Source organism: Saccharicrinis aurantiacus, from assembly GCF_001660705.2.
Classification (GTDB): domain Bacteria; phylum Bacteroidota; class Bacteroidia; order Bacteroidales; family Marinilabiliaceae; genus Saccharicrinis; species Saccharicrinis aurantiacus.
On record NZ_LYBV02000036.1, the window covers coordinates 159,071 to 169,010 of the forward strand.

Sequence of the window (9,940 nt, forward strand, 5' to 3'; positions counted from 1 at the left end):
AAGTTGCCAACAATTGAACTCAAGAGAGATATGAAACTTTTAACAATATTTAGACTCATTCTATCCCTATTTATTATTCTAATTCCTACGACTAACTTTGGTCAAGTAATTCAAGTTGATACTTTTCATAGCTCTAAAAATTTAAAAATTTACGACATAATAAAATACAAAGGAAGTTGTACAGTACAAATAGCAGAGTCTGATACGTCAATTATGTACAATAATTGGCTTTATTATGATTTTAAATTAGATAGTTTAAAGAAAACCGAAACATATTTGACTAGGGATACAATATCTTTTAATCCTGATTTTTTTTTTATCGAACTATATTATTGCTTAGAACATAGTTGGGCAGGGAATTATCATAACTTGTTCTTTTTATATAATGAAGAATTTAAAGGGAGTAATAAAGGTGTTGTACTTTTAAACAAAGTTAATGAAAAGAGTAGGTTTTGTGGTTATTTTGGGAAATCAACGCTTGTTCAACTAATAAGAATTCTCAATGATAATATGGTTCTTAATCACAAGAAGGATTTTTCATATTTTGATGAAGACTATCTGGTTACCTTGTCATCTTTTAGTAGAAAGATGAAGGTTCTAGTAGTTGATAAAGGGCGAAAGCAAGAGAATGAATATTCTGTCTATGATTATCAATTTGGCTTAGGCAAAAAGGCATATGAGGAAATTTATAAATTGGGTACTAATTATACATATGATAATTCATCCGAACTGTTTGAATCATTTATATCTATAAATAAGAAGCACTTGGAAGAAAGTTATTTATTGTCAGAAATGATTAACAGATATTTGAATGAAAACGAATATTATTTTAAATATAAATAACTGTTGGCAACAAATTGGAATAAACAATGTGGGGGCGCAGATTATTTGGAAAGTATTATGGAGAAACAAGTTCCGCCAAATCTTTTCATTACATTTGGGAATGAAAAGTAACAAATAAAATAAAAAGCTTTGGCTCGGTTGGATTTCGGAAGTGGATTTAGGTTTACTCTCCACACTGTTCATCCAAGTAGCCGTTGTGGCTAGTTTTATACAGCATTATGAAAAACTATTTTTTAATATTGACCATTATCTCCTTATTGAGTTGTCAGAATGTTCAAACTAAGGCTATTCAGCAAGAGAAAACAGTTGTGAAAAGTGATTCTATCCCACATAGAATAGAATTAGAAACAGAACTGACTCCTGTAAACTATACATCAAAAGACAGTTGTGAAAATGTTCAGTATATTTTTAATGTCATTAATACTGTATTGAATAGTAATAATGTTGATTCCATTAATATTAGTCAGTTTGAAAATGCATTCAAAGTTAATAGTAACAATGAAGAAGGATGCTATTTCCCTAACGGCAACAGTGAAGGAATAATACTTTACAAGTTTACGAATGCTCTCGAAGAAATAGCATTAAAAGACACAGGTGCTATAAGAATGTTGGCTATACTTTATCGGCATAACAATAGGAATGCTGAATACTCAGAATACTTTTATAGAGTTTTTCCTAAGGTAGCAGTTGAAAACACCAAAGGTTTTATTCAAGCTTTACATTCTGTGGATTTTCAGACTCGGAAAATAACAATTGGAAAACTTGAAATGATTAAAACGAAGAAGGACCTAGATAAGATTGTGGAAAACTTGAAAGTAACTAATGCGGAAGATATGAGTGAAACTATTAATCAATTAAAAGAGTTCCTTTCAAAAGAGTTTTTAGTTGAATTTGAATGAAGTGGTAAAAACGAACTAGCCACAACAAATTGGAATAAACAATGTGGGGCGGTGGTGATTTGGAAGTGAATTATGGCGAAACAAGTTCCGCCAACGCTTTTCATTCCGTTTAGAATGAAATCTATAACCAAAACAAAAGCTTCGGCTTGGTGGGATTTCTGAAGAGAATTTGGGTTCTATCTCCGCACAGTTCATCCAAGTAGCCGTTATAGCCTATAATACAAACCCAAAACAGATGCACCTATGAGCAGTTTTAATATTTATTCAACAGACAAAAAAGTAGTCGATTTTGTAATCCGGAATATTAGAAAATTCAACGGATTTTTCATAATAGCTTATTTAGCGATATACACGAATATCTTTTTTATGAAGGATATTATGTCCTATTCATCGTCAATCTATCTGTTATTTTTCTTACCAGGAGTCGTTATTGCTATTATCGGTTATTTATTGGTAAAAAAGTTTAAGAAAGACTTACGAGCAGTCGGAAAATTGAAATTCGAAAACAATAATATTGTGTTGAATAGTTATGGGAAAGATATAATATTGACGTCTAATGATATTAGAAAGATTAATGTTGTTAGAAGGATTAAGCATCCTTTTAGTCATGAAGACTACCATTTTGTTTTGGCGGACATTCTGATAAACGATGCTGACTACGATAACTTGATAATAGGTAAATATTCAGACGTAAACAATTTTGAGATATTAAAAACTCTTGAATCATACTCTAAAATGAATGGCATAAAATATGGAATATGAGACAGTTTTTAATTTCTCATATTAAATAGAAACCAAAAAATTACGGGCTACAACAAAGAACTAAAGTTCATAGGCTGTGAGTATATATTTGGGCGTTAAGTTTATTTAATAAAATCGCCAAAACTTTTGTTTCGGCTAGTGAAAGCAATAAATTTATAACCAAACAAAAGTTACGGCTAAGTGGTGTTTGAAGGTTTTGTTTTTCAAATCAGCTTACAGCCTCGTATCCGTAACGTCAACGATAAAGATCACCAATGAACAAGAATATTCTCATAGCCATAATATTGACTTTAATACTTTCAATTAGTTGTAAACGAAAGTCAATTGAAAATCAAACGGAAACAAACCGTATAGAATCAATTTATTCGTTGGTGAATAAAAGTGACACATTGACTTTTGTTTTTAATTTATCAGGTAGTATTTCCAGACGATTGGATTTTGTCCGTTTCTTTAAGGTTGAAGATGAACTTTTTTTGACAACAGAAATTAAAAATGAGCTATTTGAAAATGAAGGTTTTAAAACTCCAATCAAATATGAATTATCACCAAGTGACTCAGTTAGCTTTGAATATCTATTAAACAAAGCGGAATCAATAAAGGTGAATTCCAGGGATTCAATAAAATCTCGCAGAATTATCATATCTGTAGGAAAATTAAATCAATGGAGTAATTTCTATGCAATTGACAAATCAAACGATTCGATAAACTCAGAATATATCAGATTGTATATTTCAATAATGCATAGGTTATATCCAGATTTGGAAATTTATGAACCTTACTGGCCAATCGAGATTATTGAAGATACCATTGAAAATATTGAATTTTAAAATACGTAAAATTAAAGTAGCTAATATTTTGTTTATGCAATGCGGGGCAGTTCGATTTTGGTAGTCTATTATGGCGAAACCAGTTCCGCTAACGCTTTTCATTCCATTTGGAATTAAAACCTACAAATAAAATAACAAGCTTTGGCTCAGTAGGATCTCGGAAGTGGATTTAGGTTTTATCTCCACACAGTTCATACAAGTAGCCGTAGCCAATTTGAGAAAATGACAATCCGAGAAATATTAAATACGACTGAACACAGGCCTTGGAAAATGCCGACTGAAAAATGGAAATTTTATCAAGAATGGAATAACGTAATATTTCTTCATTGGCAAGTGGAGTTATCTGAATTGAAAAAGTTTGTTCCAAAAGAACTTGAAATTGACCTTTTTGGGGGAAAACCTTGGGTTTCTGTTGTGGCTTTTACAATGGAAAAGATAAGACCGAAAAATCTACCTTCTTTTGCACCAATTTCAGATTTTGATGAAGTAAATATTAGAACATATGTGAAATCAAATAATAAAACGGGTGTTTACTTTTTGAGTATTGAAGGTGGAAAAAAATTGTCTTGCAAAGTTGCAAAAGGAATATCAGAACTTCCATATAGATTCTCAAAAATAGAACGAGGTGAAAATCAATACAAATCCAACAATTCGGAATTTAAAGACCAACTAAATGTTCAGTTCACGGTTGGAAAGAAAATTACGGAGAAAACGGAATTGGACAAATGGCTCACTGAAAGATATGTTCTTTTCCAAGACACAGAAAAATCAATTAACGAATTTGAGATTCATCATTTAGAATGGCCAATTAAAGAAATTGAAGTAAAAAATTTAGAATTTAACTATGCAAGATTTAACAAACTAATTAAAAGCGAGCCTAATAAAATTCAATATTCAAATGGAGTAAAAGTAATCGCTTGGGGAAAGTGTAGAAAAGAAAAAACTAGCTATAATAAATAGGATATGAACAGTCTGTAATGCCTAGCAAATACCATAAAGTAGTTTTCAGCACCATAACACGAATGATGAAAATTAAAATAAAACTGAAATTTTAGAAAAAACAACACATAATACTGTTAAATTAAGCCTCATATACTAACTGTCACTCTTTAATTGTAAACCCACAAATTATATACTTATGAAAACAATACAGCCTTTAATCCTCATCATCTTAACAAGCTTATTTTTCAGTTGTAATAACAAGTCAAATAGCGAAAATATAAACCAATTCGCTGGGTTATGGTCCTTATATCAAATGCAATTTTATAACCCTCAAACCAAAGAATGGAGCGAATTTAAAAATGCTGAAATTGGTTTCTCTGATGGCCTGAAAGGAAGCATACTTTACGACAATGCCAATCACATGTCGGTACATTTGGTGCCGAAAGCTTATGAAAAAACGGATCTAAAATTTCCAATTATTATTGACTCTCTATCCATTGAGGCCCTTAAACATCACGCAACTTCCTATAGCTATTTTGCTAATTATACAATCGATAAGGAAAAGAAAATAATAGCGCATAAAAGAATCTCACATTCAAACCCACACATGTGGAGCGAGACTGTATTGCGGAAATATTCTTTCTTAGGTGATACCCTAATACTTCAACCTATTGAAAAGGAACTTGCAGGAACAAGGCTTCTATGGATAAAGGTTACTAATGCAAATGAATAATTAATGGGCAATTTACAGTTCTGTAAATATGTTCGTTCGCTCTTATAAGAAGTTTTAACTACCAACTTAATTAGATTAATGAAATTTGAACTAGACCAACAAACCATAAAAGATCTTGAAATATTTGGAGGAGGAAAATCCTCAAAATCCATTTTCGATTTTTACAATTGCACAAGAACAAGAGGTGGCCAAGAATATTTGATGAGAATAATGCGCAACCCCACAAGCGATTTAGAGAAACTTAATAGTAGAAAAAGTGCATTTCAATTTTTTGCAAATAATAGAATTGACTTAGTTTTTAACGATAATCAAATAGATTTTATAAAGACCTATTGTGATTTAAACGTTGCTACATTAAAGGATAACATAGTAGATGCTTATATTCAAAAGTTATCGTACAGAATAAAACCAAGCAACGAATATTACCTTATTCAAGCTGGAATTTTGTATCTCAAAAAATTATTCAATTATTTGAAAGAATGCGTAAATGATATTAAACAATTTAACATCCCCGAAATTTTAAACGATGATATTACCTTTATTTCAAGGTTTATTAATAAATCTGATTTTAAGGTATTTAATACAGTTAAGGACAAGATAAAAACCAGATCTTTAAACCGACTTGACAATTTATTCCGAGATAAATACAAGGGAGAATTACAAAAACTGATGTCTATTCTTGATAAATTTGACGCCTATAATTCTGTAGGTAAAGTTGCGAGCATTAAGAATCTTAGCTTCCCTGAGTATATTCATTCTTCGGTTCCGAGCTTAGCAATCAAAAACCTTTATCATCCCTTACTTGATAATGCAGTTCCGTATAATTTTAACTTTAGCGATAATAAAAACCTTTGTTTTTTAACCGGACCAAATATGGCTGGAAAATCAACTTTTCAGAAATCGATAGGTTTATCAATTTATATTTCACACCTCGGGTTTCCTGTGCCAGCCTCAAGCATGACTACTTCAGTTTATAATGGTTTAATTACAACCATTAATCTATCAGATAATATGAATAAAGGGTATAGCCATTTTTATAGCGAAGTAAAGCGAGTTAAGGATACGGCTATAAAAATAAAAGAACAAGAAAGACTTTTTATAATTTTTGATGAGCTATTCAGGGGCACTAATGTTAAAGATGCATTTGAAGCTTCATTAATCATCATAAAGGCATTTGCAAAAATTAAAAACTGTAATTTTTGTGTATCAACTCATATTACTGAAGTTGCTGAAGAAATTAAAGATATTGATTCTGTAACTTTTAATTATTTCGATTCTAAAATTATTGATAATGTTCCGCACTATAAGTTTCTGCTCGAAGAAGGGGTTTCTCATGAGCGATTAGGAATGCACATTTTAAAAAACGAACAAATATTGGAAATATTGGAGTCAATTAATGAAAACTAAGTTTTTCATCTCGCATGTGATGCGTCATATTTTTTTAACCGAAATTCTTATTTGAGGATATAAACCGAACTAAAATGAAAACACAATTTTATTGCATAGTCATCTCCATTATTTTATTAATGGGATGTATTAGAGAATCAAGAAGAATAGAAAATCAAATCATATTCTCAAAAGTATACGGATACGTAAAATACTTTCACCCTAGCGATGAATCGGCTGAACTCGATTGGAAAAGCTTTGCAATATATGGTGCTGCTCAAATGGATAAATGCCGCTCAACAAATGATGTTATTCAGGTACTAGAAAAACTATTTGAGCCAATAGCGCCTACTATTAAATTTTCAACCAATATTTCAGATTTTGATTCAACCTTAACCAAGCCTGCTAGTACAGAAGGGTTCAGATACACATTTTGGCAGCATAGAGGGGTGGGAATCGGAATGAATAATGAGAAAAGTATTTACGAAAGTAAAAGGATAAATAGAAACAACGATGAGGAGAATGCCCAACTTTTCGACTATTGCCCGGATATTAATGAATACACTATTAAACAAATTGGCGAAGGTATATATTGCCAAATTCCCATTGCATTATATTGTAATGGAGTTTATACTTTTCCGCAAGCTAATCAAAATAACTTAGCAAGTTTAAAAGGTAAAATAGAGTCTATTAAGGATTCAAAGGACTTTGACTTGCATACCCGGTTGGGTAATGTGGTAAATGTGTATAATGTTTTTCAGCACTTTTACCCGTATTTTGATGTTGTTGATGTTCACTGGGAAGCTGAACTTAGAAACGCACTTAAACAAAGTTATACTGACGAAACTAAATTAGACCACTTAATTACACTGCAAAAACTTACAGCATCGCTTAAGGATGGTCATATTGGGGTTTATAATAATTCAATTAGAAATAATTCTGCGCCTCCTATCGTTTGGGAATGGCTCGAAAATAAGTTAGTCATTACCTATGTTGAACAAGAAAATGATTCCATTAAAGTAGGAGATATAGTTACGCATATAAATGGTAAGAATTCCACCCAGTATTTCGAAGAAGTGTATTCTCGGATTTCTGCAGCTACCGCTGGATATTTAAACCATAAAGCCAATAAAAAAAGCTTGCTAGGCGATTATTGTAGCTATATAAAAATAGAAATTGAAGGCAAAGAGTATCAACTTAAAAGAACCGTTAATCAGTACGATTGGTTGCAGAGTATAGATAAAAAACCTACACATAACGAAATAGATACAGGTGTCTGGTATCTTAATTTGGATAAAATTGATATGGATACAATAAATAGCTTATTGCCTAAATTAGCTGATAGTAAATCTATAATTTGTGACCTAAGAGGATACCCAAATAAAAGTGGAGGCTTTATCACTAACCTTATGGCAATAGACGACACAACATCAGCTTGGATGCAAGTGCCGCAAATTATTTATCCAGATCAGGATAGCATCACTCAATATAAAAAGTATAATTGGCTTGGTTATGTAGTGCCTAGAAATCCTTATCTAGGTGGTAAAAAAATAATATTCATTATTGATGGTCGGGCTATTAGCTATGCCGAAAGTTTTATGGGCTATATTGAAGGATATAATTTGGCTACAATAATTGGCCAACCCACTGCAGGTACAAACGGAAATGTTAATTGGTTTAGTTTGCCTGGAGGATACAATATTAGTTGGACCGGAATGAAGGTGATTAAACATGATGGCTCGCAACTTCATGGTGTTGGTATATTGCCCGATTTTTATTTGGAGAAAACAATACAAGGACTTAAGGATGGTAGAAATGAGTTTTTAGAAAAAGCATTGGAGTTGGCAAAAAAATAAGATCATATTTTTATCAATTTCGTGCTTATAGTCGTATCTCTGTTAGTGGATCTTCATTAACTCATGAAATAGAATGATGCTCCATTAACAAGCCCATAAACATTAATTACATAGGATATATTAAAGAAAAAATCTATTTTTGCAGCTGTGAAGGCAATACAAAAGATAGGACTCATAGCAGCTGTAGTAATTATAATGATGCACAATTTTGTGGGTCATAATGATCACGAAGGCCATTTTCATGAGAAGCCAGCACACGAAGAAGGTATTTTAGAATTTCTGAAGGATGTTTTCGCTTTTGCAGGTGGTGATGAAACCATCGAAAACATTACAAAACATCAGCAAGATGAATATAGCAATGTTGCTGTATGCACTAACATCTTACCTTTTATAAACTGCCAGTTTGTTTTAGAAGAAATCAATACCTTACCGGTAGGTGATACTTATAAATATTGTAGATCTTTTACAAAGCTCGGTAAATATTTAAAAACGAGTAATCATTTCCGAGGCTCCCCATACTTTCAATCATAACTTATACAATTTCAACATTTAGCATATATCACTTATTATAGTATTAATAAGTCGTGTTATGCTTTGCCGTGTTGAAATTACTTCTAGTAACACCTTTTGTACCATAAAGGTGTCTATCGTATCATACATATTGCGCTTTGCGCACTAAACAATCTTATAATGATCAACAGAATAATAGCATTCTCCATCGAGAATAAATTTATTGTGCTGCTTTTTACTATGGCTTTATGCATATGGGGTATATTTGCCATGAAAAATCTTTCGATTGATGCAGTACCAGATATCACCAATAACCAAGTACAAGTAGTAACCGTTTCACCATCATTAGCTCCCGAAGAGGTAGAGCAATTCATTACTTTTCCGGTGGAAATGGCCATGGCCAACATTCAGGGAGTTGATAATATTAGATCCATATCTCGTTATGGATTATCGGTGGTAACCATCGTTTTTGATGAGACTTTTCCTCTTTTGGATGCACGTCAGTTGGTTAGCGAAATGCTTATAACAGCTTCTGACGAGATACCTGCCGAATATGGAACACCCGAGCTAATGCCAATCACAACAGGCTTGGGCGAAATCTATCAGTATACACTTGAGGTAGAGGAAGAATTTAAAGACCAATATACTATCACAGAATTACGTACTATTCACGATTGGATAGTGAAACGACAATTATCCGGTATTAAAGGAATTGTTGAAATAAGCGGTTTTGGAGGCTATTTAAAACAGTATCAGGTGGCCATAGATCCATCGCGATTAAACCAATTTAATATTACCATTGAGGATATTATAAAGGCTCTCGAAAATAACAACCAAAACACAGGTAGTGGTTATGTCGAAAAGGGGGATCGTGCTTCCTACATTAGAGCAGAAGGTTTGTTAAGAAGCCTTGAAGATATTGAAGGTATTGTGGTAAGTACCCCTAATAATATTCCGATTTTAATGCGTGATGTAGCTAAAGTTAACTTCGGAAGCCCAGTGCGTTATGGAGCAATGACAAAGGATGGTAAAGGAGAAACAGTAGGAGGGATCACCCTAATGTTAAAAGGAGCCAATGCCAATAAGGTTATCGATAATGTAAAACAGCGTATCGTAAAAGTAAACAATTCCTTACCCGAGGGAGTAGTTATAAAACCCTACTTAGATAGATCAGATTTAGTG

10 protein-coding genes are annotated in these 9,940 nt (G+C 32.3%); all 10 read left to right on the forward strand.

The window, feature by feature from the left end:
* Positions 1-30 precede the first annotated feature (30 nt).
* Positions 31-843, forward strand: coding sequence for a hypothetical protein (locus A8B35_RS19530; RefSeq protein ID WP_068475226.1), 813 nt, complete (start codon positions 31-33; stop codon positions 841-843).
* 218 nt (positions 844-1,061) lie between these two features.
* The gene (locus tag A8B35_RS19535) at positions 1,062-1,742 is read left to right on the forward strand and encodes a hypothetical protein (RefSeq protein ID WP_068475232.1); all 681 of its coding nucleotides are present in this window, start codon (positions 1,062-1,064) and stop codon (positions 1,740-1,742) included.
* Positions 1,743-2,120: 378 nt separating this feature from the next.
* Complete coding sequence (locus A8B35_RS19540) at positions 2,121-2,504, forward strand: hypothetical protein (protein WP_139314946.1); 384 nt, start codon at positions 2,121-2,123, stop codon at positions 2,502-2,504.
* Between the two features lie 254 nt (positions 2,505-2,758).
* On the forward strand, positions 2,759-3,331 hold the full coding sequence (locus tag A8B35_RS19545; protein ID WP_068475238.1) for a hypothetical protein: 573 nt from the start codon (positions 2,759-2,761) through the stop codon (positions 3,329-3,331).
* A 222-nt stretch (positions 3,332-3,553) separates the two neighbouring features.
* Entirely contained in the window at positions 3,554-4,291 is a 738-nt protein-coding gene (locus A8B35_RS19550) for a YqjF family protein (protein ID WP_068475241.1), read from the forward strand.
* Positions 4,292-4,469: 178 nt separating this feature from the next.
* Complete coding sequence (locus A8B35_RS19555; protein WP_068475244.1) at positions 4,470-5,006, forward strand: lipocalin-like domain-containing protein; 537 nt, start codon at positions 4,470-4,472, stop codon at positions 5,004-5,006.
* Positions 5,007-5,084: 78 nt separating this feature from the next.
* Complete coding sequence (locus tag A8B35_RS19560) at positions 5,085-6,413, forward strand: MutS-related protein (protein ID WP_068475247.1); 1,329 nt, start codon at positions 5,085-5,087, stop codon at positions 6,411-6,413.
* 74 nt (positions 6,414-6,487) lie between these two features.
* Positions 6,488-8,248 carry a S41 family peptidase gene (locus A8B35_RS19565; protein WP_075603780.1) on the forward strand — a complete coding sequence of 587 codons (1,761 nt, stop codon included), beginning with the start codon at positions 6,488-6,490 and terminating at the stop codon, positions 8,246-8,248.
* Positions 8,249-8,395: 147 nt separating this feature from the next.
* On the forward strand, positions 8,396-8,779 hold the full coding sequence (locus A8B35_RS19570; protein WP_068475252.1) for a hypothetical protein: 384 nt from the start codon (positions 8,396-8,398) through the stop codon (positions 8,777-8,779).
* A gap of 159 nt (positions 8,780-8,938) precedes the next feature.
* A partial coding sequence (locus A8B35_RS19575; RefSeq protein WP_139314947.1) for an efflux RND transporter permease subunit occupies positions 8,939-9,940 on the forward strand: 1,002 nt, incomplete at its 3' end.